The organism is Microbacterium sediminis, from assembly GCF_004564075.1.
Classification (GTDB): domain Bacteria; phylum Actinomycetota; class Actinomycetes; order Actinomycetales; family Microbacteriaceae; genus Microbacterium; species Microbacterium sediminis.
Map to the genome: position 1 here is coordinate 66,487 of NZ_CP038257.1, position 21,795 is coordinate 88,281.

The window sequence follows — 21,795 nt, forward strand, 5'->3', positions numbered from 1 at the left end:
GACGTCAGAGGAGGACGGGCATGAGCACCTTCGACACCGCCTGGGAGAAGGCACACGACTACGCCGTCACCGCGGGAGTCGACGAGCCGGACGCGTTCGCCGCGGACTACGCGCAGATGGTCGACGACCTCGCGAACGAGCCCAGGTACCCAGACCTGCCGCTCCCGGCCCCAGCCGACTTCCTCTGGCCCTAACGCAGCCGGCACCGGAGCGGCCGGCGAGCTTGTCGACACCAGCCACGACCACCCACCCCTTGTAGGTAGGAGGGGATCCACCCTCCACCAACGGAGGAGACACCGTGACCACTGCAACCATCGAAGCCGAGGACTTCTTCACCGCCTGGCAGCTCGAGCTCGACGCGCACCTGCTCGTGCTCGCCCAGGCCGGACGCGGCAAAGATCACCTCATCCGACGCACCACCGACCGCATCATCGACGACCTGGCAGGCTCCGTGCGCATCATCGGCACCGGCCACTACCGACTCACCACAGTCCACCCCAACGCGCTTGTCAGCACCGACCCCCACATCGCCCTGCTCGCCATCAACGCAGAGCTCGACGAGATGGCGCGACGCTACGACGCGATCACGGCCGGAGAACCCAAGCCCGCCCCTCGCCTGGTCATCATCGACGACTTCCAGCAGCTGCTCTACACGCTCAACACCTACGACCGCTGCCAGTTCCTCGACCGCATCGACGACCTGATCTCCCTCGGACGCTCGGCAGGGATGCACGTGGTGATCGTCTCCGACCACACCCCCACCATCACCGTTCGCGAGCTGTCCCAGATGGCGATCACCGTGCTCGGCCGCCCGGACGGTATGGACCCGCTCTACGACCTGCTCAAGACCTTCGGCGTTGAGATCCCCGACACCCTCCCCATCGGCCACGCGACCTTCCACGGCTACAACCGATCCGGCGTGACCATCCGGCTCCCAGCCCCGCGCATGGCACGCCTCGCAATCGCCGACCCGCCCTACCTCGGCCGCGCCAACCGCTGGTACGGCACCGGCCGCGGACACGCATCAGGAACCGGCAAACCCGACCACCACGACCACGCCGCCACCTGGGACCACCCCGCCACCCACCTCCAGCTCCTCGACCGTCTGCAGACGGACTATGACGGCTGGGCGCTCGCCGCAGCACCAGCCACGCTCGGGCTGTACCTGTCGCGCCTGGACGAGCAGCTGCGAGCTGGCGGTGTCCGCGTCGCGGTGTGGCATCGCGGAAACGCCGTCCCCAGCGGCTCGCGCATTGCATCGCAATGGGAGCCGGTGATCGTCCGCAGCCCCGCCGGCCGCAGCGCCCATGGCACCGACCTGGCCGTCTCGGACGTGCTGACCGCGGGGATCCCGTACAGATCCGGATTCGTCGGACGCAAGCCCGATGCCTGGACACGATGGGTGCTCGAACTGCTCGGATTCCGATCGGACGACGACTCTCTCGACGACCTGTTCCTCGGGTCAGGATCCGTCACCGCCGCCGCAGACGGCCGACTCGCGTTTCCTGCTCCGATGCCCGCTACGGCGTGACGAGAACGGCTCGTCGACTGTCCCGCTCACTCCGCCAGCACCTTTCGACAGGATGGTCGCAGAGAGGGGCGGCGGCAGCAGCTGAACCTATTCGCAGGCGCGGGAGGAACAAGTGAGCGACGGAGTGGCATGGCGAGACGACGCGATCGAGCAGCAGGGTAAGAGCACCTGGGTGATTGACCGCACGATTGTCATCCAGGACGATGACATCTTTCCGCCCCTTGCCTGGGCGCTTCGCTCGGACAGGCTCATCACATTCCACGTCGAGCCCCACTACCTGCACAGTTTCCTCCATTCGTGGGCGCTCGATCCTGTCGGCACCGACGGCAATCGCCGTGCCCGCCACCTCCACACCGACCGCGGCGGCGAGCGCGGAGGGATGCTGCGTCGCTGGCTTCCCACCGAGAGCTGGCCGCGCATCGATCACCCGGCGCCGCACAGTGTGCCGGAGGCGCTGCAACGACCATTCGAGCGGGCGCGTCGTGAGCGGGAGGAGCGCCGTGCCTGGTACCACCTCCAGCAGCAGCTCGAGGTGAACCGTAATCCGTGGCGCGAGACCCGGATTGCCGATGACGACCTCGTCCAAGCCGCGATGTCCTACATCATCGCCGTGGACGATCAGAACTATGCGGACGGGGACCGCTCAGCCGCCGACGCGGCGCTCCGAGAACTGAAAAGCAGCATCTCCGAGTTGGACCGGGAAACGCTGGAATCTCTCTATCTGCACCAGCTGCTGGAGTATTCGCGAGAAGGTCTTGACCGCTATGACGCGGACGCGGAGGAATAGCAGATACACGCGCGAGAGCGAGGTGTCGATAAGGTCGCACCAGGACTACCCCTGGATGTGGAGGACGCCCTTTTGGCTCGCAAGATCATCACCACGCTGGTTGACGACATCGACGGCACAGAAGCCGCGGAGACTGTGACCTTCGCGATCGACGGAAAGCAATTCGAGATCGATCTCTCCACCGACAACGCCGCGAAGATCCGAGGCGAGTTCGAGGCCTGGGCCAAGAGCGCGCGCCGCATCGGCGCAGCCACCCGGCGTCTGGCGAGGACGTCGCGGGGCGGACGGGCCGATCTCAACACGGTGCGTGAATGGGCCCGTCAGAACGGACACCAGGTCAGCGATCGCGGCAGGGTTCCCGCGGCCATCCTCGAGGCGTACGACGCGGCGCACTGACGCGGTCACTCCTGGGCTGAGCCGCGCGCTGCGCGCCAGTGCTCCGTGACGGGATAACCGGCTCTTCGGACATCCGGTGGGGGGGTCATGGGGTGAGTCCGCCGGCGGTGAGGAGCATGCGGAGGCGGTAGTTCTCGCGGTTGCGATAGCCGCGGGCGAGGCGGCGGTGGAGCTCGATGATCCCGTTGATCGCCTCGGTGCCGCCGTTGTTCGCGCGGCTCGTGGTGAAGTACGCCAGGAACGCTGAACGCCAGCGGCGGAGGGTGCGGCCGAGGCGGGCGATCTCGGGGATCGGGCAGGTGTGGAACGTGTCGACCACCCTCTCGGCGATCCGCCGCCCCTCGGTCAGGTCCTTCGCGTGGTAGGCAGAGCGCAGCTGCTGTGCGCACTGCCACGCGACGAACACCTCGTCGTGCGCAGGATCGGCCTCGATTGCCGCGGTCAGCCGGATCCGCTGCTTGTCGGTGAGGTTCTCGGCCCCGGCACGGAGGATGGTCTGAATCCCGTAGAGCGGGTCGCCCTTCCGACCGCGATGCCCGAGGGTGTCTTGCTGGACGCGGCGGCGGACCTCGTCGACGGCGGCGGTGCCGAGCTTGACGACATGGAACGCGTCCAGCACAGCGACCGCGTCTTCGAGCGTGTCATCGATCGCAGTCTTGTAGCCCGCGAACGGGTCCAGCGCCGCCACCTTCACGTTCTTTCGGAACGCTTCGCCCCGCTCGCTGAGCCAGGACGCGTATGCCTTCCCCGATCTGCCCGGCACGAGGTCGAGCAGCCTGGCCCGCGTCTTCCCGGTGCTGTCGCGGCTGAGGTCGACCATGCCGGTCAGTTCCTTCGGGCCCCGCTTGCGGTGGTCGACGTGATGCCAGATGTGCTCGTCGACGCCGAGCGTGGTCACGTTCTCGAACCGGGACTCGTCGGCTGCCAACCGCACCAGTTCAGGCTCAACAGCCCGCCACACCGTCTTCCACGATGTCCCGAGCTGACGACGTAGTCCTTCGATCGTGGCGTGCTCGCGGCGCAGCTGCCCGATCGCCCAGTCGACGGCTCGCCTTGTGAGCGACCCGCGCCGAGCGACCAGCGAGGGAAGCTGCTCCACGAACGTCTTCTTGGCACAGCCCACGTCGCCGCATCGCCAGACCCGTTGCCGACAGACGATCCGCACCCGCGTCACGCCCGGCACGTCATGCAACACTCGACGGCGGCGCCCTCGACCGATCGCCACGACCCCGCACAACGGGCACCCGGTCGGCGCCGCCGGTGTCGAAACGGTGACGATCAGCAGCCCGTCGCGGCGGTCAACGTGCTCGACATGGACGCCGTCGAGACCGACCAGCAGATCGCAGCGGTAACACGGATCAGCGGCAGAGCGCGCGTCAGCGCACCCCGAAGTAGGGTGAAGCACGTCGAGGTCCTCGTGATGGATCAGCAGTTGGCGCTACTGATCCTCGGGGACCTCGACCCCTACCCGCCGACCATCACCCGGCGAGCCTCACCCCCACCGCATGTCCGAAGAGCCCCCAATTCCCTTGGTCACCCCGGTGTGAACCATGCACCCCGGGCGGGCCATCCCCGTATCGGTGCACACCGTGCGTAGCGAGCTTTCCCGGAATCTCCTTGTGTCCTGGCGTTAACACGGGTGTCGTAGCATCGCATTAGCACCGCGACCACTCCTGAGAGTTGCACCCGGGATGAGGTGAATGCATCGTGACGGCACCGGGGTATGAGTTCAGCGTCTGGGAGCGCTACGCCACCGAGTTCACACTGGCTTTCGGTGACAATCCGTCGCGCATCCGGGCGGTGCGGGTGGCCTACTTCGAGCACGAGTTCGATGTGGACTTGATTGCGCAGCTCAGCGGTTTTCCTGTTTGGAGAATCCGACAGGCGTTGTCCCAGGGACTTCCACAGGCGAGCTGAAGAATCGTCGACCAGAGTCCCAGAACTGCTCGCCCATCTACCATCCCCTTGCGGGCACTGCGCGGTGAGGGGACGTCAGCGTGCGACGGTTCGGCCCGGGCGCGATGTCTCCCCTTTCACGTCTGAGTGGCCATCGGTCTGATCGGGCCATGAGCAGGATCAGTTTCGCGCGTCGCCCCCGCCCTCTGGTTCCGCGCTGCGGGCGTCATCGTCGTGGCAGGCTTCTTCGCGTCGTTGGTTACCGGTGTCTGCTGCCCCGGCGCCCCCGCCAGCGGAACATCGACGTGCGGAACGTTCGAGCGCTTGACCGCCGGGATCGACAGATCACGTGGCTCTGGCTCGCACGGACGGTCATCGTAGGCGCCATCGCGGCGCTCGAGGTGGGCGTCTTCGGTCGAGTCACCCTTGGCCGACTTCCTTGCGGGCATGGCACTGTTCGGGAGCTCGAGCGGACGCAGGGAGGTCATGAAATTGCCTTTCGCGGATAGCGGAGGCGATGAACGCTGCGTTCACCTATGGTTGGGGTCGTGGTCGCATTGCGCCCATACGATGTGCGGCGAACCCGAAAGGTGATCACCGGCTACATGAACTCGCCCCTCAACGAGCCGCCGCTCGGCGGAACCATCGACCACATCCTCTCGATCCTGCCGTCGCTCGTACCGAGCGCGCAGCGCGTCGCCCGCATCTGCGCCGAGCGACCCCACGACGTGGTCGACATGTCGGGCGCCGACCTCGCCGAAGCCGCCAACACGTCGCCGGCCACCGTCAGCCGCACCGCCCAGGCGCTGGGGCTGCGCAGCTTTCAGCACCTGCGCATGCTGCTCGTGCGTGACCTCGCCGCCGACGCCACCGCCGCGCCCGACGCACCCGCCGGCACCGAGGGCTTTCTGCGGTGGCTGGCCGAGGGGCGGGTGGGATGCTGCAGACCGCGCTCGCCTCGATCGACCCGGTCGCGTTCGACGCCGCTGCCGACGCCATCGCCCGCGCGCCGCGCCTGCTGATCTCGGGCACCGGCGCCTCGCACGCCGCCGCCCAGGCGTCGGCCGTCGCGTTCGCCGTCAACGGCCGGCCCTGCGAAGCGCCCGCTGACGGCGTGGTCGCCCACCTCACCGCCCGCGTGCTCGCCCCCGGTGATGTGTGCCTCATCGTCAGCTCGAGTGGCGCCAACTCGGTGACCCTCGCGGTTGCGGACGCCGCCGTCGACGCCGGCGCCACCGTGATCGGGGTCACGAGCTTCGCCCGTACCCCGCTCACCACCCGCGCCGACCACCTGCTCGTCGCCGGTGCGCGCTTCCAGGCGTGGGATCAAGGCATTCTCGGCAGCGGGCTCGTACAGCTGCTCGTGCTCAACGCCCTGCAGATCGCCGTCGCCGACCGCATGAGCGACGCCGCCGACCGCGCGCGCCTCGCGGTGCGCGAAGAGGTGCTCGACATCGTCGCCGACGACGGCTCCGACGCCGAGGCATCCGACGTGCCAGACGTTATCGACCACGGCGATGGGCGTTGACACTCCGTTTGCAGGAAATTCACTTTCCTCGATTGCAATAGCTCTGCAAGCGGATTTCGCGGGAAGGCCCCGGTTCGTCAGGTCGCTTGCAGAAGGCGACTCATGGGAACGATCCAGCTCTCTGGTGTCGGTCGCTCCTTCAAGAGCACCGCCGCCGTCAGTGATATCGACCTGATCATCGAAGACGGCGGGTTCGTCGTCTTGCTCGGCCCCTCGGGCTGCGGCAAGACCACCCTGCTGCGCATGATCGCCGGCCTGCTCGAGCCCACGGCCGGCCGCATCCACCTCGACGGCGACGACATCACCGACCTCCCGTCGAAGAAGCGCGACCTCGCGATGGTCTTCCAGAGCTACGCGCTCTACCCGCACCTGAGCGTGCGCAAGAACCTCGCGTTCCCGCTCAAGACGCAGCGCCTCGGCGCCGCCGAGATCGCGACCCGCGTGCAGGAGGTCGCCGACAGCCTCGAGATCGGCCACCTGCTCGACCGCAAGCCCAAAGAGCTCTCGGGCGGGCAGCGCCAGCGCGTCGCCGTCGGCCGCGCCCTCGTGCGCAACCCCAAGGCGTTCCTGATGGACGAGCCGCTGTCGAACCTCGACGCGAAGCTGCGCACCCAGACCCGCCACGAGCTCACCGCCCTGCACCGGCGCCTCGGCGCCACGTTCGTCTACGTCACCCACGACCAGGTCGAAGCCATGACCATGGCGACGAAAATCGTGGTGCTCAACGCCGGCCGCATCGAGCAGTACGGCACCCCCGAGCAGGTGTACGACCGGCCCGAGTCGGTGTTCGTCGCCGGCTTCCTCGGCAGCCCGGCCATGAACCTCGTCGACGCCCGCATCGTCACGATCGACGGCAGCATCGCCGTCACCGCCGACGGCATCGCCGGCGGCCTGTGGCCGGGAGACGTGCCCGACCTCGATGTCGTGCTCGGCGTGCGGCCCGAGAAGCTCACGATCGCGTCTGCGCACGCGGCATCCGACACCCGGGGCGTGCGCATCGCCGGCCGCATCGACCTGGTCGAGAACCTCGGCGGTGAGCAGATCGTCACGTGCCTCGTCGCCGGGCGCGAGGTCTACGTGCGCACCTCGCGCGAGGTCATCGCCACCCCCGGCGACGACATCGTGCTCACCGCCGCGCCCGAGAACGTGCACCTGTTCGACCGGGCCTCGGGCCGCCGGCTCGAGTGGGTCGCCGATGCACCCGTGGCCGACCCGGCCGCGCACGAGCTCGTCACCGCCTGAGCCGCCTTCCCTCCCTTCGTTCTGCCCCTCACCCCTACCCAGGAGAAATCATGAACACCCGTGCCCGTCGCGCCGTCTTCGCCACCGCGGCGATCGTCGGCGCCGCCGCCCTCGCCGGATGCGCAGGCAGCGCGCCCGCGGCATCCGGCTCGCTCACCGAGCTGACCGACGACCAGCAGGTCGAGATCGTCTTCGAGTCGTACAACCTCGCGAACGTCGGCACCTTTTCGGATGCCATCAACCAGCTGCTGGACGAGTTCATGGACGAGAACCCGAACATTACCGTCGTCGGCCAGCCCAGCCCGTTGACCAGCACCGCCGCGAGCGTGCAGCAGCAGCTGCTCGCCGGGCAAGCGCCCGACATCGCGCAGCTGACCTTCAACGAGCTCGACTTCGCCGCCACCACCCTCGGCGCGCAGAACCTCAGCACCCTCGTGGGCGACGAGGGCCTCGCCGATCAGTTCGGGGGCGACTACCCCTACCACGAGCGCGCCGCCGTGCTCGCCGACTGGGACGACGCCACCTACGGCCTGCCCTACGTCTTCTCGACTCCCATCCTGTGGATCAACGAAGACCAGTTCACCGCCGCAGGCCTCGACCCCGAGACCGTCGATCTGTCGACGTGGGATGCTGTCGCCGACGCCGCCGCGCAGATCACCGAGTCCACCGGTGCCCCCTCGATGAGCGTGTGGTGCGTGGTCACCAGCGGCAGCTGGTGCATGCAGGGCCTCTTCCTCTCGAACGGCGCCCAGGTGCTGAGCGATGACCGCACGACGATCGAGTTCGGCTCGGACGCCGCGATCGATACGGTCGCGACCTTCACCGAGATGTACGAGGACGGCGTGCTCACCAACGAGGACTTCACCAGCCAGTACGAGGCGTTCGCGCAGGGGAAGACCGCGATCCACGTCAACAGCTCGGGCATGCAGGGCGCGTTCATGATGGGCGCCGAGGCCGGTGGCTGGACCCTCGACGCTCGCACCCTGCCCGCGTTCGGAGACCAGGCGGTCGTGCCCACCAACTCGGGCTCGTTCCTCGCGATGTTCGCCACCGACCCCGCCAAGCAGGCCGCCGCGTGGGAGCTCATGCAGTTCATGACCAGCCCCCGCGCCTACGAGATCATCTCGACCCAGATCGGGTACCTACCGCTGCGCAGCAGCATGGCCGACGAGGGCGGACCGCTCTATGACTGGGTCGAAGCCAACCCGCTCGTGAAGCCCAACCTCGAGCAGCTCGACGCGCTCGAGCCGTGGGTGTCGTACCCCGGCGACAGCTACGCCCAGGTCGACCAGGTGCTCGCCACCGCCATCGAAGACGCGGTCTTCTACGGCGCCGACCCGGCCGCCACTATGACCGAGGCCGCCGAGCGCGCGCAGGGGCTGATCGAATGACCATCGACCTCGACCTGACGCCTTCGGCGACGGATGCCGCGGCCGCTTCGTCGCCGGATGCCGCGACCGCGGCGCCTCGTGAGCGTCGCCACGCCGTGGCCGGCCTCTACAACCTGCGCGACACCGGCGGCTACCGTGCAGCCGGCGGCACCAGCCGGTGGGGCAAGCTGCTGCGGTCAGATGCTCTGCACCGCATCGACGCGACCGGTCGCGACCGGCTGGCCGAGATCGGCGTCGCCCACATCATCGACCTGCGCGGCGGCGACGAGCGCGCCACAGCGCCGAGCGCGGTCGACGGGCTCGAGGTCACCGTGCACCACCTGCCCGTGTTCGACGACGCCGACCCGGCCGCGCAGGCCACCACGCACGTCGGACTCGTGCCCGTCTACGACCACATCGTCGACGAGCGCGGGGCGCAGCTGGTCGACGCGATCCGGGTGATCATCGCGGCTGACGACGACGACGCGGTGCTCGTGCACTGCACCGCCGGCAAAGACCGCACCGGTCTCGTCGTGGCCTTCGCGCTCGCCGCCGCCGGGGTCGACCGCGACGACGTCGTGGCCGACTACGCCGCCACCGCCGAGAACCTGCGCGGCGAGTGGTCAGACGCGATGACCGCCGTCTTCGAACAGCGCGGCATCGAACTGACCGCGGGAATGGTCGAACTCATCACCGAGAGCCCCGCCGAGGTGCTCGAGGCGCTGCTCGAGCGCATCGACCGCGAGCACGGGTCGATCAGCGCCTACCTCCTCGCCCACGGACTCACCCCCACCGAGCTCGAGCGTCTCACCGCCGTGATCATCGACCCCGCCGCCACCGCGGTCTGATCGGAAGGAACACACACCATGTCGCACATCGCGAGCCAGCATCCCGCTCCCGAGCACTTCATCCTGCATGTCTCTGACACCCACTTCGTGGGCGACGGCGACCTGCTGTACGAGCGCATCGACAGTGACAAGAACCTCGCAGAGCTGTTCGACGGCTTCACCAAGGCCAACGCCCGCCCCGAAGCGATCGTGTTCACCGGCGACCTCGCCGACACCGGCCGCCCCGACGCCTACGAGCGCCTGCGGGCCATCGTCGAGCCCGCCGCCGAGAAGCTCGGTGCCCAGGTGATCTGGGTGATGGGCAATCACGACGAGCGCGTCGCGTTCCGCCGCGGCCTGCTCGACGAGGAGGCCGACCAGTCCGAGCCCGTCGACCGCGTCTACGACGTCAACGGTCTGCGCATCATCGCGCTCGACTCGACGGTGCCCGGGCAGCACCACGGCGAGATCAGCGACGAGCAGTTGGCGTGGCTGCGCCGCGAGCTCGAAGTCCCCGCGCCCGACGGCACCCTCATCGCGCTGCACCACCCGCCCGTGCCGAGCCCGCTCGGGCTCGGCGCCCTGTTCGAGCTGCGCGACCAGGAGCGCCTCGCCGAGGTCATCCGGGGCACCGACGTGCGCGGCATCCTGGGCGGTCACCTGCACTACTCGACCACCAGCACGTTCGCGGGCGTGCCCGTGTCGGTCGCGTCGGCGACCTGCTACACGCTGGACCTCGCCGTCGCCTACCCCGGTGCCCGCGGCCAGGACGGCGGCCAGTCCTACAACCTCGTGCACGTCTACGGCGACCGGGTGCTGCACTCCGTCGTGCCGATCGGGCAGTTCCCGACCGTCTACGAGATGACTCCCGAGATGCTCGAGGCGTTCATGAACATGACCCCCGACGAGCAGCTCGCCGCCGTCAACGCGTTGGCGGGAGAGTAGTCAGCCCATGTTCGTCACCGTCTCCGCTCCCTCGGCCGCCGCTGCGCCGGCCGAGGGAGCGGGCGCGGCTCCGGCCGAGGCATCCGCGCCCGTCGTGCGCCGCTCGCGCTTTCGGCCCCAGAGCCTGCTGCCCTACCTGTATGTGCTGCCGGGCACCGCGTTCCTCATCCTCTGGACCTACAGTCCCCTCGCCCAGACGTTCGGCCTGTCGTTCTACGACTGGAACCTGCTGCCCACAAGCCCCAAGACGTTCGTCGGCGGGTCGAACTACGCCGAGGTGCTGGCGCTGCCCGAGCTGCACACCGCGCTGCTGAACACCGTCGTCTACATCGCCGCGTTCTTCGTCTTCTCGCTCGTGCTGCCGATCGCGATCGCCGTCATGTCACGGCAGGTGCGGGGGCGAATGCGCACCTTCTATCAGGCGCTGATCTTCGTGCCGTTCCTCATCACCCCCGTCGCCACCAGCGCCGTGTGGCGGTGGCTGTTCGCCGAGCAGGGGGCATTCGCCACCGTGCTCGCGCACTTCGGCGTCGACATGCCGAACGTCTTCCGCGACCCCGACCTCGCCATCTGGGCCGTCATCGTCATCGTCGGGTGGCAGATGCTGGGCTTCGGCGTGCTCGTGATCGCCGCCGGCTTCGCCGGCATCAGCCCCGAATACGGTCAAGCCGCCGCACTCGACGGTGCCGGCGCCGGCCGCATCTTCGGACGCATCACCTTGCCGCTGCTCTCACCGACCCTGGTCTTCCTGTCGCTCATGACGATCCTCCTCGCCGCGCAGTGGACCTACCCGATCATCGACCTGCTCACCCAGGGCGGGCCCACCAACTCAACCACGAACATCTACTACCTGCTGTACCAGTTCGGGTTCCAGAACTTCGACGTGGGCATCTCGTCGGCGGCCGGGGTGATCTTCTTCGTCGGGTTCGGCGTGATCGCACTCATCTTCCTCGAGCTGCAGGAGCGGCTCAGCTTCTACGACAACTAGGACCACCCATGTCATTCGTCACCGTCACCGGGCCGGCGCTCGCCGCCGACACCGTGCTGCACAAGGGCGCTCGCGTGCGGGCGGCTTCCGCTTCGGCGGAAGATGTCGCCGTGGCATCCCGCACCCGCCTCGGCACCATCGCCGGCCACGTCGTGCTGATCATGCTCGCGCTGTTCAGTGTCTTCCCCGTGTACTGGATGTTCGCCACCGCCTTCCGCGCCCCCGAGAACGCGCTCGACCAGACGCTGCTGCCCTGGCCGCTCAGCCTCGAGAACTTCGCCTACGTGTGGAACACCATCCCCATCGGCAACATGCTGTGGAACACCTTCGCGATGTCGATCATGCTCGCCGTGGCGCAGCTGCTCATCGCCGTGCTCGCCGCCTACGGGTTCGCCATGTGGGACTTCCGCGGGCGCAAGCTGCTCATGTTCCTCTTCATCGGGTCGTGGCTCGTGCCGTTCCAGGTCACGATGATCCCCAACTATGTGCTCGTGTCGCAGATGGGCCTGCTCGGCACCGTCGGGGGCGTCGTGATCCCCCAGCTCGCCGGAGCCTTCGCCGTGCTGCTCATGGTGCAGCACATGCGCGCCTTCCCCCGCGAGCTGATCGAAGCCGCACACCTCGACGGGCGCTCGAGCTGGGCCACGCTCTGGACCGTCGTCGTGCCCAACATGAAGCCGGCGCTCGCCGCGCTCGGGATCATGGCGTTCATCTCGGCGTGGAACGAATACCTCTGGCCGACGCTCATCATGCGCCAGGGCGATGCACTCATCCAGGTCGGCGTGCGCAGCTTCTTGAGCGCCGAGGAAAACAACTGGGGCGCGACGATGGCCGCCGCCGGGCTCGCCTGCGTGCCCGTGCTGCTCATCTACGTGTTCCTCCAGCGATACGTCGTCGACGCCTTCGTGCGATCAGGACTCAAGTGAGGCACCGTCCCTACGGCTGAACTGACCAAGCCACCCAAAGCAGCGACGTCTTGCACCGATCCCCTTGCGGGCGACGAACGCAAGCGGGAGGTCGCGGGCGATCTTCCGGGCGTCGTCAAGCGTGCCCCTACTCGTTGACTTCCCATGGCTGGCCGAAGCTGGCGCCGCGTACGACCGACCAAGCTTCTACCGCGCGCTCGCACGAGTCAATCGTCGCCCCACAGTCCCGTCACGTAGTAGTCCTCTGCGTCGGTGTAGATCGAATCGCCGACCCGCTCTTCAACGTTCGGGAGTCCGGCGAGCTCATCGGATGCGCCGTCGAGAACCAACTCATATACGGAGCACTGCAGAAGGACCGGGACTAGCGTCACCTCATGTACGGCGTACTCGTGCTCCGGAGCACCGTCGTCGTCGTATTCGACGTGCAGGCTTCCCTCGTCGCGCGCCCGGACGTGCGTTAGCCAGGGTCGTTGTCAAGGGGGGATGCAGACGACGGCTGTCAGCGCATTGTTGATCTGGAGGTACTGATGATCACCGCAGATCAACAAAGGCTGGTGTTCGAGCCGCTCGGCCAGGGCGCCTGGCGGCTGTGCGACGCCGGCATCGACGAAGCAAGCGCCGAGCGCTTGATCGCCTACGTGGAGCGCGCGGCGAGCGGCGGGTACGAGGCGATCTGGATGCGGCCGGGTCTGCGAGCCAGCCATCACGCGACGCGCGAAGACGTTCGACTGACTGCCATGGCGCAGCGGAGCGGGAAGGTCGCCTCGACGCGTTCGAAGCCGATCCCGATCCCGCATCTCACACCGCTGCAGTCCCCGCTAGCCCGAGGACTCCCCGGCGCCAACTGACGAGCCGCACCCATCGCAATGGCGCGGGCCTGCGACTGGGCTCGGGGTCGCGCTTCTGAGTTGAAGCCGCCGCCCACTGTTGTGGAGGCGCGGGCACTCGCATTGAACCGATCGCACGGCACCGCGTTAGACCAACACAGCTGTCCGGTTGGCTGTCGGCTCGGGCATCAGGTACATGCCCTCACCCCATGACCCCCACCGAATGTCCGAAGAGCCGGATAACCGGAGCGCACGTGCGCGCGCACGTGGACCTCCCCCGAAGGGGATCCGCTGCCGCCCGGCTCCGGCGGCGGAGGGTTCTGTGTCCAGCCTGAGCCAGGGACCCAGACCGTCCCCGGTTGCACGGGCGCGTCGGCGAGCGCGGGATCGATCAGCTGACGCGCGAGAGCCACGGCCTCACCCAGATCGGTGATCCCGCCGGCTGAGGGCGTGCCGGCCGCGAGCACCCGGTAGGGACCGTCCCAACCGTCCGGGACCGTGAACGTCGTGAACGAGTCGAGCTTTGACAGTGCACGCTTCGCGTCGATGGCCATCTGCAGCTCGCGCAGGTCGACGTGCTGCGTGCGTGCAATGGTGACGATGTCCACCAGGTCTTTCGCGCGGCTGCTGGGGCGGCCGTTGTAGGTGCTCATCGTCGCAGTGACCTTCTCCGCGACCTGATCGGAGATCGGGAACAGCCGGTAGGGGTGCGACGGGACCGGCCGCCCCAGCTGCAGCCGCGTCGACGGCTCGATCGTCTCGACGCGGCCGACCGGGGGAGGGCCGACGACCACGTCGATGGGGATGTCGGAGATCCTCCGGCCGGTGTTCGCGTCCAGACATGTGAACACCAGGCGCCGGGTCGCGACACCCGGCTGGTTCTCTCCTCGCCCGGTCGCACGGGCACGGGTGAGCTGGAACCGCACATGGTCGCCGAGATCACGCGCGGCTGCCTGCTCGAGCGCCTGCTGCGCGGCATCCAGATCGGCGGCGCCGGTCGAGGCCAGATCCAGGTCTTTCGTCGACCGTGACTTCGGCACCCGGGCGAGCATCGCCGTGCCGCCCTTGAGCAGCCACTCGGACTCTTCCCCCTCCGCAAAGACCCGGCTGAGGAAACGATCGTGCTGTGCCTGCACGATCTGCGCATTCACATCCAGCGCGCTCGCGCCGTCACCGGCTGCCTTCGTCGCGGCCGCCTTGATCGCCTGCGCAAGCCCCGTCCAGTCTTTGTAGCCGTCGGGCTCAGGCATCGGCCGGCACCACCGCGTCGACGCCCGCAAGAGCGAGCAGATCAGCCGCGAGCGCGGCACCCGAGGGGTACTTGTTGGGCTTGGCCAGCGGCTCCAGATACTCGGTCAGGCGGGCGGGGGAGAGCAGCTTTCCCGCGTCCGCGGCGTCGGCGAGCGCATCGGCGACGAGGGAGCGGTCGACCCACTGCTCGATCAGGTCGGCGATCGTGCGCTCGACGCTCATGGTCGGCATCCCGTCGACGGAGACCACCTCGGTGGGCGCGAGCTCGCGGGTGCGGAGCCGCACCCCGTCCAGGCGGGTACCGCGGCGGGTGGGAACGACGAACTCGAGTGGCCCGGGGAACCAGTCGCCGATGCCATGCAGCTGCGCGGCCGTCTGGCCTGCGGCGACGACGGGCGGGACGCCGGTGTCTGTGCGGGGACGGTCGGCGCCGCCGAGGGCGAGCCAGGTCGCGAGGATCGCCTCCTGCTCGTGCTCTGGCGCGCCGGCGAGGCGGTAGACGCCGCGCGCGACGCGGATGAGCGCGCCGCTGTTGGCGAGGCGCGTCAGGGTCGGGCGCGCCACGCCAGCCTCGAGCGCCTGGGCGGTGGTCACCAGGCCCCAACGCTGTGACGCGAGCTCGCCCAGACGAGCGAAAGTTGATCCTGCCATGCGCACAGTGTAGCGAGAAACCGCAACAAACGTTGTAGCTCGGTCAGATTGTCGACTTCGAGCCTCTGGGGCCACCCCTTAGCAGTGAGGGGGTTCCAAACCCTCGGGAACGGGTTATATTCGGGAATATAACCATCTGTGAGGAGGAGAAGATGCGGACCCACACCTGCCCGCCGGACCACAAGCACGGGCTGACCTCCACCTGCTACGTCGTCCACCTCTGCGGGTGCCGCGCCTGCATGGACGGCAACGCGCGCCGCCGCCGCGACCGCTACCGTCTCCTGGCCTACGGGCGATACCAGGACGCGCACCAGCCCATCGAGCCGATCCGGCAGCACCTGCAGGCACTGGTCGACACCGGGATGATCCCCGAACGGATCGCCATCAGCGCCGGCGTCGGCGGCGCCACGGTCCGTCGCCTGCTCAACAGCGAGACGGCACGGTTCGTCACCGGCGCCACCGCCCGCAAACTCCTCGCAGTCACCCCCGACAGCAGCACTCTCGCCGCGCAGGGCCGAGTCAACGGCCGCGGCACCCGGCGGCGCCTCCAGGCTCTGGCCGCGATCGGATGGAACCACCACGAGATCGCACGCCGACTCGGCTACCCGCGCTGGAAGGTCAACAAGGCACTCGAAAGCGCCTACGTGGACATCCGCGTCCACGACGACATCGCCGCGCTCTACGACGAGCTCTGGGACCAGCAGCCCCCCACCCACACCCGAGCGCAGCGGGTCGGCCGCTCCTACGCGCTCACGGTCGCACGCCGGCACGGCTGGCTGCCGCCGCTGGCCTGGGACGACATCGACACCGACCCGGCACCGCCCACAGTCGAGCAGGAACCCCTGGTCGACGAGATCGCGATCGAGCTCGCTCTCGCCGGCCAGAACGTCCGCCTCACCCGAGACGAGCGCCTCGAAGCCACCCGACGCGGGACCGAACGCGGACTCAGCCTCACCCAGCTCAGCGACCTGCTCGGCGTCGACGTCCGCACCATCGACCGCGACCGTGACGACCTCGGACTCCGGCAGGCCGCCTGATGAGCAAGACGCTCGACATCCTCGAAGCCGCCCTGCACGGCACCACCGCCGGCTACCTGGCCGGATGCCGCAGCAAGGGAGGATGCCCGAACCACGGCAACCGCCAGCTGCTCACCTGCACCGAAGCGGCCCGCGCCCGCCGCCACTACTTCTCGCTCGCCTCGCTCGAGGAGACCGAGCCGATCACCCGGCAGATGCTCCGCGACGCCAAGAACAGCCCCTTCGCACCGAAAGAAGCCGCAGATGTCTGACCAGCCGAACACCTTCACCATCGACCCCACCAAAGAGGGAGAGTGGCTGCGGGTCGTCCGCGCGCTCGGCGGCCATCGCTGGGCCCTGTCGCTGCGCTTCACCCCCCTCCCGCTGACTCAGCGAGGCGCCCGGCACACCCGGCCAACGCGGCAGCCCACACCCCACGCGGCAGCAGGCCACGGGCCGAACGCGAGAGTGCACCTGCCCAGCTGCGCGATCTCCCCCCAGCTCGGCAACGGCCGCGGCGCCCACCTCAAGCAGATCCCCCACCTGGGCCGAACCGAGGAGCACTGATGATCGACATCGCTGTGCGCCTCCAGGAAGCCATGACCATCCAGACCGGCACACCCGTCACCGTCCGATGGAGCTTCCGCGAGTTCGCGCTCAACTGCACCCGCCGCGACGGCCGCCCCCTCACCCAACGGATGCACAGGCTCTTCCAGACGCTGCTCAACCGTGAAGCGCTCCGCGAGCTCACTCCAGGAGAGGACCCAACGATGGGATCCCGCGCAACCCTCATCGAGATCATCGACGACCTCGCCGTCAGCGCCGACCACCAAGGCGCCCGCGCGGCCGCGCTCGACGAGGTCCTCCTCAGTGCCGGCATGTTCCACCTCGGCGACCAGCTCCGCCGCCAGAGCCACGCACTCTCAGAGCTCGACGCCGACGACGAAACCCTCGAGGTCATCGACGAGGCACGCACCCAGATCGCCCGAACCATACTGCTGCTCGACCAAGCCGAGACCGCACAGGCCGAGGAGCGCAGGTGAACCGACGCACCCGCCGCGCCAGCACAGCCCTCGCCGCGGTCGCAGCTCTCGCGCTCGGCTTCGGCGCCCACCAGCTGGGCATCACTTCCTGGATCGACACATGGACGCGCCCGCAGGCACCCGCCCCGGACCCGACCTACGACTACACCGCGCTCGCCGCAGTCGCGCAGGAGCTGCCGCTGATCGATCCAACCGAGGAGATTCCCGAGTATCGCCGGGCCATGTTCGGCGAGCGCTGGATCGACATCGAGGGGAACGGCTGCGATCAGCGAGACGATCTCCTCGCCGTCCAGCTGCAGGACGTCGTCCGTGACGGTTGCACGGTGCTCTCCGGCGTGCTCGACCCCGATCCGTACACGGGCACACGCATTGAGTTCGAGCACGACCGGATCGCCGCCCCTGGAGCCCCGGGAAGCTCCGGCGTCCAGATCGACCACATCGTCAGCCTTTCGGCGGCGCACGCCGGGGGCGCGTGGGCGTGGACCGAGCAGCAGCGCATTCAGTTCGCCAACTCGTTCGACAACATCGTCGCCGTCGATGGCAACACGAATGCGGCCAAGAACGACCACGGGCCAGCCCTGTGGCTGCCATCGAACGCCGACTACGTGTGCACCTACGTCGCCCGCTACACGGAGATCGTCGACACCTGGCACCTCGCGGTCGACGAAGCCGACCGCGGTGCGCTCGTGGACACGCTCTCAACCTGCGCTGCCCAGCAAGCCAGCGACGAGAGCGGGAGCATGTCGTGAAGCCGCTACGAACCCGCGTGGGATCTCGCCGCGCGCGCCTGACGCTTGGCTGCGCGAGCGCGGTCTACGACCTCGTTCGCATCCGTCGTGTCGACACCGAGGGTGCGTCTGATCACCTCGAGCTCGGCGTCGGTCCAGCGGGTGCGCCCTCGCATCCGCTCACCGAACGTGACGACGTTCAAGCCGAGCAGGTCGATCAGAGCCGCCTGCGTGGGAACCTCGGGCGCCCCCGCCCCGTCCGCGATCGCCGCCCGCAACCGCTCCGCGAAAGCCGCATCGCGAGCCAGTCCCGGCATCAGTCGCGGCCGGCGGCCGCGCTGCGAGGGCGCCCTGCGCGCGCGCTCCTGCGCGAATGCGTCGATCGCGGCCTCGTCGTAGAGCGGGGAGTTGCCTTCTATGGCAACCGGCTCGGGGAGCAGAGGACCCTCCTGGCCGGCTCTGCGCAGCTTGTTGCTGATGGAGCGCATCTTGTAGACCGCGACGACGGACACGCCGAGCTTCTCGGCGACGTCCGCCGTGGTGAGGTGCCGTCCGGTCATCAGCGCTCCTCTCAGCTGGATGAATATAACCACTTTCGCGGTTACGGCGCGCCGCGGCAACCAGACCCAACTTGGTTGGGGATGCTGGGGCGCATGGCTAACAAGGACGCGGACGCCATCCGTGAGGAGCTCCGTCGCATCGGCCAGCAGCTCGCGCAAGCGGACGAGCTGCGCGAACGCCGCGGCAAAGTCGTCGACGAGGCGCGCGCGGCCGAGCTGACCCAGCGAGAGATCGCCCTCCTGCTGGGGATGACCGAGGAAGGGCTGCGGAAGGCGCAGAAGTCCTACCACGGACGCGGGCGCTCTTACGGCGGCCGCCTCGCGTCCTAGCGACCCCGCCAGACCTTCATGGAGCGCCCGTCGACTGCGAAATCTGATTGCAATTTTCAAGCACTCTTGACTAATATAACCTGACGAATGAGGGGGTGAGATGGACGAGCTGAACTACCGACCCAAGCCGTGGACGCCGAAGGACGTGCCCACGATCTGGGTCGACCAGACCACCGGGCAAGGCGTCACCGACGCCGGCACGCCCGTTCGCCCCGTCATCGGCGAGCGCCGCAAGAACCCCAACCTGACGGACCTGCTCGACACGGCTGCCTCGTACGGCGCTAACCGCATCATGCTGACCGGGAAGCGCCCCGAGCCTGCGCCTGGCGTGCGGCACTGGCTGTACGTCCAGACCCCGAACTGGAAGCCCGGAGCCCACTGGGTCAACAACGGCCCGCCCACCGGTCGGTTCGAGCACGCGGTCACCGGCTTCAAGATCGAAGTCCGCACCGCGGAGGAGTGGTTCGGCGACGGGCCGCTGACCCCTGCCCAGGCTCGTCTGGCCTGGAACGTCACCGCGTCGATCATTCGCCACGCCGACGAGAACGCGCGCCTGTTCAACAGCCCTGCCGCCACCGGAACGAACCTGTGGGCGCTGTCGCTGCCGAAGAACATCAACCCCGTGCCGGTCGAAGACGACATCGCCCAGGAGATCCACTTCACCTCGGGCCTGCACCACTACGACCACCTGGTCGCGGGGGAGTCGTTCGCCAAGCACGAGGACTGCGTCCCGCTGATCGACCCGGCCAAGACGAAGAAGATCAGCGAGTTCGCCTACGTCGACGGCCGGTTCATGTTCGCCGGCGTCGGGCGCGAGCTCGGTATCGGCCCCGCGATCCGGCTGAACCAGGCCGCCGCGTACGAGCTGCTCGAGCAAGACCCCTACGCGCGCGCCCGCTTCCACGTGCGGTTCCGCGTCCCTCAGGGCTGGAACCACGTTGGCCTGCTCGGTGTGAAGCACCTGGACGTTCGCGAAGGCTGGTTCTATCCGAACCGGCCCGGAGCGGTGCACGACACCTGGGCCGACGGCAGCGAGATCCACGTCGCCCTCAAGCACGGGTGGGAGATCCGCCCTCACGAGGCCGTGGTGTTCCGCAAGGCCAAGCCTCTAGACACCTTCACCGAGCGCATGACGCGCGCCCGCGAGCGAGTCCAGCTGCAGGACGAGATGCACCCGGACCTGCGCCGCGCTGTGCTCGCCGCGCTGCGGAACATCATGCTGCACTCGATCGGTGCATTCGCCGCCGCGGGCCGCGACGAGACCCGCGTCGCCGCGTCGCCCGATGACGTCCCGCCCGAGTACAGGGCCAAGATGCTGCGACAGGGCAACCTCTGGATCTATCGCATCCCGTCGCGCCCGAACGACCGCACCCGAAGCTTCTACCACCCGGAGCTCGCCGCCCAGGTCTGGGGTCGCGCACGCGCTCGCGTCCTCCACGGCCCCAGCTCCCTCGGCGGCTACACCTCCGGTGCTCTCACGGTCGACCCCTCGACGCTCATCGGCATCCAGGGTGATGCGATCTACACGACCAAGCTGCCGGCGTGGTCCCTGCCGGACCGGTTCATCGGCGGCGGCGACGACGGCAAGACCGGGCGCCTGCGCCTGCAGGGCTACCTCAACGGATCCTTCATCACGCCGGAGACGCTGCGGCAGCGTGACGCGCTGAAAGCACGTGCCGAGCGGGCCGGCATCGCCAAGGCGCTCGAGCAGGCAGAGGAGAAGGGCTGATGGCTGACCAGCAGCGCACCGCCCAAGACCTCATCCGCGATCTGCGGCGCAAGGGCATCAGCACGGCCGAGATCGCCGAGGAGCTGCACCGCTCGCCTCGAATGGTCCGCAAGATCCTCAACGGCGAAACCAGCGGCGCCCTCTACCGCCAGGCGCTCCAGGAGCTCGCTGACACCGGACGCCTCACCCACGTCCCGCCGCGGCGCCGGCGCAAGGACGGCTCGATCGCCCCCGTGCGAGGCAAGGCCGGCGCCAAGCCCGTCATCCCCGAAGACCTCAGCGGCACCTACGTTGAGGGTCGCCAGGGTGGTCGGCTGCGCGTCGACGTGGCATACGCCACCGGGGGCGACCGGTACATCGAGATGCGCATCCCCAAGGGCCGCACCGCGAAGGGCCGCGAGCAGGCGAACGCCGAACTGATCAAGCAGGTCCGCAACGCCGCCAAGGGCCAGTCCCACGACAAGCAGAAGCAGATCACCGCCCACCTGACCTTCTCCAACGGCCGCGTGATGGAGGTCAACTCGTACAACGCCTCGACGATGCTCAAGCGCATCCACGAGAACGGCGGCGACGCCCTCGGCTGGTTCCGCGAAGAGTCGAAGAACCGATACGTGAACCTCGACACCAGCCGCGACACCATCACCGGCGTCACCCTCAACGTCGTCAGCACGGCCAAGACGACCGAGTACCAGAGGCAGGCCGAGCGCGGCCGCACTCGCCGCCCCCGCTCGCTGTCGCCGGCGGAGCTCATCAGCATGGAAGAGAAGCGGCGCATCGAGGAGCGCCGCGCTCGCCGCCGTGGAAACCGAGGAGGTGGTCAGTGACCATGGCCGCCCCGAAGAAGCCCACAGCTGCAGCGAAGCCCCGCGCACGCAAGGCCGCGCCCCCCGCTGAGGAAGTCACCAGCGACGTCGACCAGGCAGCGACGTCCGAAGCACCCGCACGCGCACCTCGCGCAAGCCAGAAGCCGGCAGCGGCGAGCGCGACGCCTCCTGAGTCGGCCGAGGCGGAGACGCCACCGCCGGCGAAGAAGAAGCGGGGGCCCTACAACGTCGTCTACGTCCAGAAGAAGCCCGTCTCGATCCGTCTCCCCGACGACGCGCTTGAACTGATGGACTGGGCCAAGCAGGATGCAGCCAGCCGCGGCGACCGCCTCACCAAGGACGAGATCGTCACCGTTGCGCTTCGCGCCTACTGGGGCCGCAAACGGCGCCGCGGGTAATG

Annotated in this window: 28 protein-coding genes; 23 read left to right on the plus strand and 5 right to left on the minus strand. The window is 68.5% G+C overall.

What is annotated here, in order from left to right:
* The first annotated feature begins 20 nt into the window (after window positions 1–20).
* From E3O41_RS14200 to E3O41_RS13665, 4 genes are all read left to right on the plus strand, one after another.
* The gene (locus E3O41_RS14200) at window positions 21–194 is read left to right on the plus strand and encodes a hypothetical protein (RefSeq protein WP_162303981.1); all 174 of its coding nucleotides are present in this window, start codon (window positions 21–23) and stop codon (window positions 192–194) included.
* A gap of 104 nt (window positions 195–298) precedes the next feature.
* Complete coding sequence (locus tag E3O41_RS13655; RefSeq protein ID WP_135012813.1) at window positions 299–1,531, plus strand: hypothetical protein; 1,233 nt, start codon at window positions 299–301, stop codon at window positions 1,529–1,531.
* A 112-nt stretch (window positions 1,532–1,643) separates the two neighbouring features.
* Window positions 1,644–2,318, plus strand: coding sequence for a hypothetical protein (locus E3O41_RS13660; RefSeq protein ID WP_135012815.1), 675 nt, complete (start codon window positions 1,644–1,646; stop codon window positions 2,316–2,318).
* A 72-nt stretch (window positions 2,319–2,390) separates the two neighbouring features.
* Window positions 2,391–2,714: a histone-like nucleoid-structuring protein Lsr2 gene (locus E3O41_RS13665; protein WP_135012817.1), complete on the plus strand. Its 324-nt coding sequence runs from the start codon at window positions 2,391–2,393 to the stop codon at window positions 2,712–2,714.
* An 85-nt stretch (window positions 2,715–2,799) separates the two neighbouring features.
* On the opposite strand, the gene E3O41_RS13670 is transcribed toward E3O41_RS13665, so the two are convergent.
* Window positions 2,800–4,119 (minus strand): ISL3 family transposase, encoded by a 1,320-nt coding sequence (locus E3O41_RS13670; RefSeq protein WP_425325890.1) that lies wholly within the window; start codon window positions 4,117–4,119, stop codon window positions 2,800–2,802.
* 302 nt (window positions 4,120–4,421) lie between these two features.
* On the opposite strand from E3O41_RS13670, the gene E3O41_RS13675 reads away from it, so the two are divergent.
* Complete coding sequence (locus tag E3O41_RS13675; RefSeq protein WP_045245741.1) at window positions 4,422–4,631, plus strand: hypothetical protein; 210 nt, start codon at window positions 4,422–4,424, stop codon at window positions 4,629–4,631.
* Between the two features lie 116 nt (window positions 4,632–4,747).
* Here E3O41_RS13675 and E3O41_RS13680 read toward each other — a convergent pair whose 3' ends face one another.
* Window positions 4,748–5,098 (minus strand): hypothetical protein, encoded by a 351-nt coding sequence (locus E3O41_RS13680; RefSeq protein WP_005052795.1) that lies wholly within the window; start codon window positions 5,096–5,098, stop codon window positions 4,748–4,750.
* Between the two features lie 48 nt (window positions 5,099–5,146).
* On the opposite strand from E3O41_RS13680, the gene E3O41_RS13685 reads away from it, so the two are divergent.
* The 9 genes from E3O41_RS13685 (at window position 5,147) to E3O41_RS13725 (ending at window position 13,284) form a co-directional block, all read left to right on the plus strand.
* Window positions 5,147–5,632: a MurR/RpiR family transcriptional regulator gene (locus tag E3O41_RS13685; RefSeq protein ID WP_082230727.1), complete on the plus strand. Its 486-nt coding sequence runs from the start codon at window positions 5,147–5,149 to the stop codon at window positions 5,630–5,632.
* The gene (locus E3O41_RS13690; RefSeq protein WP_005052796.1) at window positions 5,548–6,138 is read left to right on the plus strand and encodes an SIS domain-containing protein; all 591 of its coding nucleotides are present in this window, start codon (window positions 5,548–5,550) and stop codon (window positions 6,136–6,138) included. The genes E3O41_RS13685 and E3O41_RS13690 overlap by 85 nt, the downstream gene beginning before the upstream one ends.
* A gap of 102 nt (window positions 6,139–6,240) precedes the next feature.
* On the plus strand, window positions 6,241–7,380 hold the full coding sequence (locus E3O41_RS13695; protein ID WP_062637296.1) for an ABC transporter ATP-binding protein: 1,140 nt from the start codon (window positions 6,241–6,243) through the stop codon (window positions 7,378–7,380).
* A gap of 50 nt (window positions 7,381–7,430) precedes the next feature.
* The gene (locus E3O41_RS13700) at window positions 7,431–8,771 is read left to right on the plus strand and encodes an extracellular solute-binding protein (RefSeq protein WP_135012819.1); all 1,341 of its coding nucleotides are present in this window, start codon (window positions 7,431–7,433) and stop codon (window positions 8,769–8,771) included.
* Window positions 8,768–9,598: a tyrosine-protein phosphatase gene (locus E3O41_RS13705; protein WP_005052798.1), complete on the plus strand. Its 831-nt coding sequence runs from the start codon at window positions 8,768–8,770 to the stop codon at window positions 9,596–9,598. Before E3O41_RS13700 ends, E3O41_RS13705 begins: the two co-directional genes overlap by 4 nt.
* Before the next feature lie 18 nt (window positions 9,599–9,616).
* Window positions 9,617–10,522, plus strand: a complete 906-nt coding sequence (locus tag E3O41_RS13710) for a phosphodiesterase (protein ID WP_135012821.1) — start codon at window positions 9,617–9,619, stop codon at window positions 10,520–10,522.
* A 7-nt stretch (window positions 10,523–10,529) separates the two neighbouring features.
* Window positions 10,530–11,510 (plus strand): carbohydrate ABC transporter permease, encoded by a 981-nt coding sequence (locus E3O41_RS13715; RefSeq protein ID WP_062637302.1) that lies wholly within the window; start codon window positions 10,530–10,532, stop codon window positions 11,508–11,510.
* 8 nt (window positions 11,511–11,518) lie between these two features.
* A complete protein-coding gene (locus E3O41_RS13720; RefSeq protein ID WP_062637304.1) occupies window positions 11,519–12,436 on the plus strand; it encodes a carbohydrate ABC transporter permease in 918 nt (305 codons plus the stop codon).
* Window positions 12,437–12,963: 527 nt separating this feature from the next.
* A complete protein-coding gene (locus E3O41_RS13725) occupies window positions 12,964–13,284 on the plus strand; it encodes a hypothetical protein (protein WP_090586853.1) in 321 nt (106 codons plus the stop codon).
* Between the two features lie 167 nt (window positions 13,285–13,451).
* On the opposite strand, the gene E3O41_RS13730 is transcribed toward E3O41_RS13725, so the two are convergent.
* The gene (locus E3O41_RS13730; protein ID WP_135012822.1) at window positions 13,452–14,513 is read right to left on the minus strand and encodes a nucleotidyl transferase AbiEii/AbiGii toxin family protein; all 1,062 of its coding nucleotides are present in this window, start codon (window positions 14,511–14,513) and stop codon (window positions 13,452–13,454) included.
* Window positions 14,506–15,165, minus strand: a complete 660-nt coding sequence (locus E3O41_RS13735; RefSeq protein WP_005050774.1) for a type IV toxin-antitoxin system AbiEi family antitoxin domain-containing protein — start codon at window positions 15,163–15,165, stop codon at window positions 14,506–14,508. The genes E3O41_RS13730 and E3O41_RS13735 overlap by 8 nt, the downstream gene beginning before the upstream one ends.
* Before the next feature lie 152 nt (window positions 15,166–15,317).
* Here E3O41_RS13735 and E3O41_RS13740 point away from each other — a divergent pair, with 152 nt between their 5' ends.
* Genes E3O41_RS13740 through E3O41_RS13760 form a run of 5 tightly spaced genes read left to right on the plus strand, consistent with a single transcriptional unit; the run spans window position 15,318 to window position 17,973 of the window.
* Complete coding sequence (locus E3O41_RS13740) at window positions 15,318–16,202, plus strand: hypothetical protein (protein WP_135012824.1); 885 nt, start codon at window positions 15,318–15,320, stop codon at window positions 16,200–16,202.
* On the plus strand, window positions 16,202–16,453 hold the full coding sequence (locus tag E3O41_RS13745; protein ID WP_005050769.1) for a hypothetical protein: 252 nt from the start codon (window positions 16,202–16,204) through the stop codon (window positions 16,451–16,453). Before E3O41_RS13740 ends, E3O41_RS13745 begins: the two co-directional genes overlap by 1 nt.
* Entirely contained in the window at window positions 16,446–16,748 is a 303-nt protein-coding gene (locus E3O41_RS13750; RefSeq protein WP_135012826.1) for a hypothetical protein, read from the plus strand. The genes E3O41_RS13745 and E3O41_RS13750 overlap by 8 nt, the downstream gene beginning before the upstream one ends.
* The gene (locus E3O41_RS13755) at window positions 16,748–17,224 is read left to right on the plus strand and encodes a hypothetical protein (RefSeq protein WP_135012828.1); all 477 of its coding nucleotides are present in this window, start codon (window positions 16,748–16,750) and stop codon (window positions 17,222–17,224) included. Before E3O41_RS13750 ends, E3O41_RS13755 begins: the two co-directional genes overlap by 1 nt.
* Window positions 17,221–17,973: an HNH endonuclease family protein gene (locus tag E3O41_RS13760; RefSeq protein ID WP_135012830.1), complete on the plus strand. Its 753-nt coding sequence runs from the start codon at window positions 17,221–17,223 to the stop codon at window positions 17,971–17,973. Before E3O41_RS13755 ends, E3O41_RS13760 begins: the two co-directional genes overlap by 4 nt.
* Before the next feature lie 5 nt (window positions 17,974–17,978).
* Here E3O41_RS13760 and E3O41_RS13765 read toward each other — a convergent pair whose 3' ends face one another.
* Window positions 17,979–18,512 (minus strand): helix-turn-helix transcriptional regulator, encoded by a 534-nt coding sequence (locus E3O41_RS13765; RefSeq protein ID WP_005050761.1) that lies wholly within the window; start codon window positions 18,510–18,512, stop codon window positions 17,979–17,981.
* A gap of 93 nt (window positions 18,513–18,605) precedes the next feature.
* Here E3O41_RS13765 and E3O41_RS13770 point away from each other — a divergent pair, with 93 nt between their 5' ends.
* The 4 genes from E3O41_RS13770 to E3O41_RS13785 all read left to right on the plus strand — a co-directional run bounded on the left by E3O41_RS13770 (window position 18,606) and on the right by E3O41_RS13785 (window position 21,793).
* Complete coding sequence (locus E3O41_RS13770) at window positions 18,606–18,842, plus strand: hypothetical protein (protein ID WP_043340519.1); 237 nt, start codon at window positions 18,606–18,608, stop codon at window positions 18,840–18,842.
* A gap of 100 nt (window positions 18,843–18,942) precedes the next feature.
* Entirely contained in the window at window positions 18,943–20,571 is a 1,629-nt protein-coding gene (locus tag E3O41_RS13775) for a hypothetical protein (RefSeq protein ID WP_005050756.1), read from the plus strand.
* Window positions 20,571–21,395, plus strand: a complete 825-nt coding sequence (locus E3O41_RS13780) for a hypothetical protein (RefSeq protein ID WP_047801722.1) — start codon at window positions 20,571–20,573, stop codon at window positions 21,393–21,395. The genes E3O41_RS13775 and E3O41_RS13780 overlap by 1 nt, the downstream gene beginning before the upstream one ends.
* Window positions 21,392–21,793 carry a hypothetical protein gene (locus E3O41_RS13785; protein WP_005050751.1) on the plus strand — a complete coding sequence of 134 codons (402 nt, stop codon included), beginning with the start codon at window positions 21,392–21,394 and terminating at the stop codon, window positions 21,791–21,793. Before E3O41_RS13780 ends, E3O41_RS13785 begins: the two co-directional genes overlap by 4 nt.
* The last annotated feature ends 2 nt before the right edge of the window (window positions 21,794–21,795 follow it).

Excerpts from the sequence above, each read along its gene's own strand:
- E3O41_RS13680 (WP_005052795.1), bottom strand. The coding sequence starts at position 5,098 with ATGACCTCCCTGCGTCCGCTCGAGCTCCCGAACAGTGCCATGCCCGCA.
- E3O41_RS13705 (WP_005052798.1), top strand. The coding sequence starts at position 8,768 with ATGACCATCGACCTCGACCTGACGCCTTCGGCGACGGATGCCGCGGCC.
- E3O41_RS13710 (WP_135012821.1), top strand. The coding sequence starts at position 9,617 with ATGTCGCACATCGCGAGCCAGCATCCCGCTCCCGAGCACTTCATCCTG.
- E3O41_RS13730 (WP_135012822.1), bottom strand. The coding sequence starts at position 14,513 with ATGCCTGAGCCCGACGGCTACAAAGACTGGACGGGGCTTGCGCAGGCG.
- E3O41_RS13720 (WP_062637304.1), top strand. The coding sequence starts at position 11,519 with ATGTCATTCGTCACCGTCACCGGGCCGGCGCTCGCCGCCGACACCGTG.
- E3O41_RS14200 (WP_162303981.1), top strand. The coding sequence starts at position 21 with ATGAGCACCTTCGACACCGCCTGGGAGAAGGCACACGACTACGCCGTC.
- E3O41_RS13770 (WP_043340519.1), top strand. The coding sequence starts at position 18,606 with ATGGCTAACAAGGACGCGGACGCCATCCGTGAGGAGCTCCGTCGCATC.
- E3O41_RS13685 (WP_082230727.1), top strand. The coding sequence starts at position 5,147 with ATGGTTGGGGTCGTGGTCGCATTGCGCCCATACGATGTGCGGCGAACC.
- E3O41_RS13725 (WP_090586853.1), top strand. The coding sequence starts at position 12,964 with ATGATCACCGCAGATCAACAAAGGCTGGTGTTCGAGCCGCTCGGCCAG.
- E3O41_RS13750 (WP_135012826.1), top strand. The coding sequence starts at position 16,446 with ATGTCTGACCAGCCGAACACCTTCACCATCGACCCCACCAAAGAGGGA.
- E3O41_RS13700 (WP_135012819.1), top strand. The coding sequence starts at position 7,431 with ATGAACACCCGTGCCCGTCGCGCCGTCTTCGCCACCGCGGCGATCGTC.
- E3O41_RS13735 (WP_005050774.1), bottom strand. The coding sequence starts at position 15,165 with ATGGCAGGATCAACTTTCGCTCGTCTGGGCGAGCTCGCGTCACAGCGT.
- E3O41_RS13745 (WP_005050769.1), top strand. The coding sequence starts at position 16,202 with ATGAGCAAGACGCTCGACATCCTCGAAGCCGCCCTGCACGGCACCACC.
- E3O41_RS13780 (WP_047801722.1), top strand. The coding sequence starts at position 20,571 with ATGGCTGACCAGCAGCGCACCGCCCAAGACCTCATCCGCGATCTGCGG.
- E3O41_RS13765 (WP_005050761.1), bottom strand. The coding sequence starts at position 18,512 with ATGACCGGACGGCACCTCACCACGGCGGACGTCGCCGAGAAGCTCGGC.
- E3O41_RS13775 (WP_005050756.1), top strand. The coding sequence starts at position 18,943 with ATGGACGAGCTGAACTACCGACCCAAGCCGTGGACGCCGAAGGACGTG.
- E3O41_RS13690 (WP_005052796.1), top strand. The coding sequence starts at position 5,548 with ATGCTGCAGACCGCGCTCGCCTCGATCGACCCGGTCGCGTTCGACGCC.
- E3O41_RS13715 (WP_062637302.1), top strand. The coding sequence starts at position 10,530 with ATGTTCGTCACCGTCTCCGCTCCCTCGGCCGCCGCTGCGCCGGCCGAG.
- E3O41_RS13755 (WP_135012828.1), top strand. The coding sequence starts at position 16,748 with ATGATCGACATCGCTGTGCGCCTCCAGGAAGCCATGACCATCCAGACC.
- E3O41_RS13740 (WP_135012824.1), top strand. The coding sequence starts at position 15,318 with ATGCGGACCCACACCTGCCCGCCGGACCACAAGCACGGGCTGACCTCC.
- E3O41_RS13695 (WP_062637296.1), top strand. The coding sequence starts at position 6,241 with ATGGGAACGATCCAGCTCTCTGGTGTCGGTCGCTCCTTCAAGAGCACC.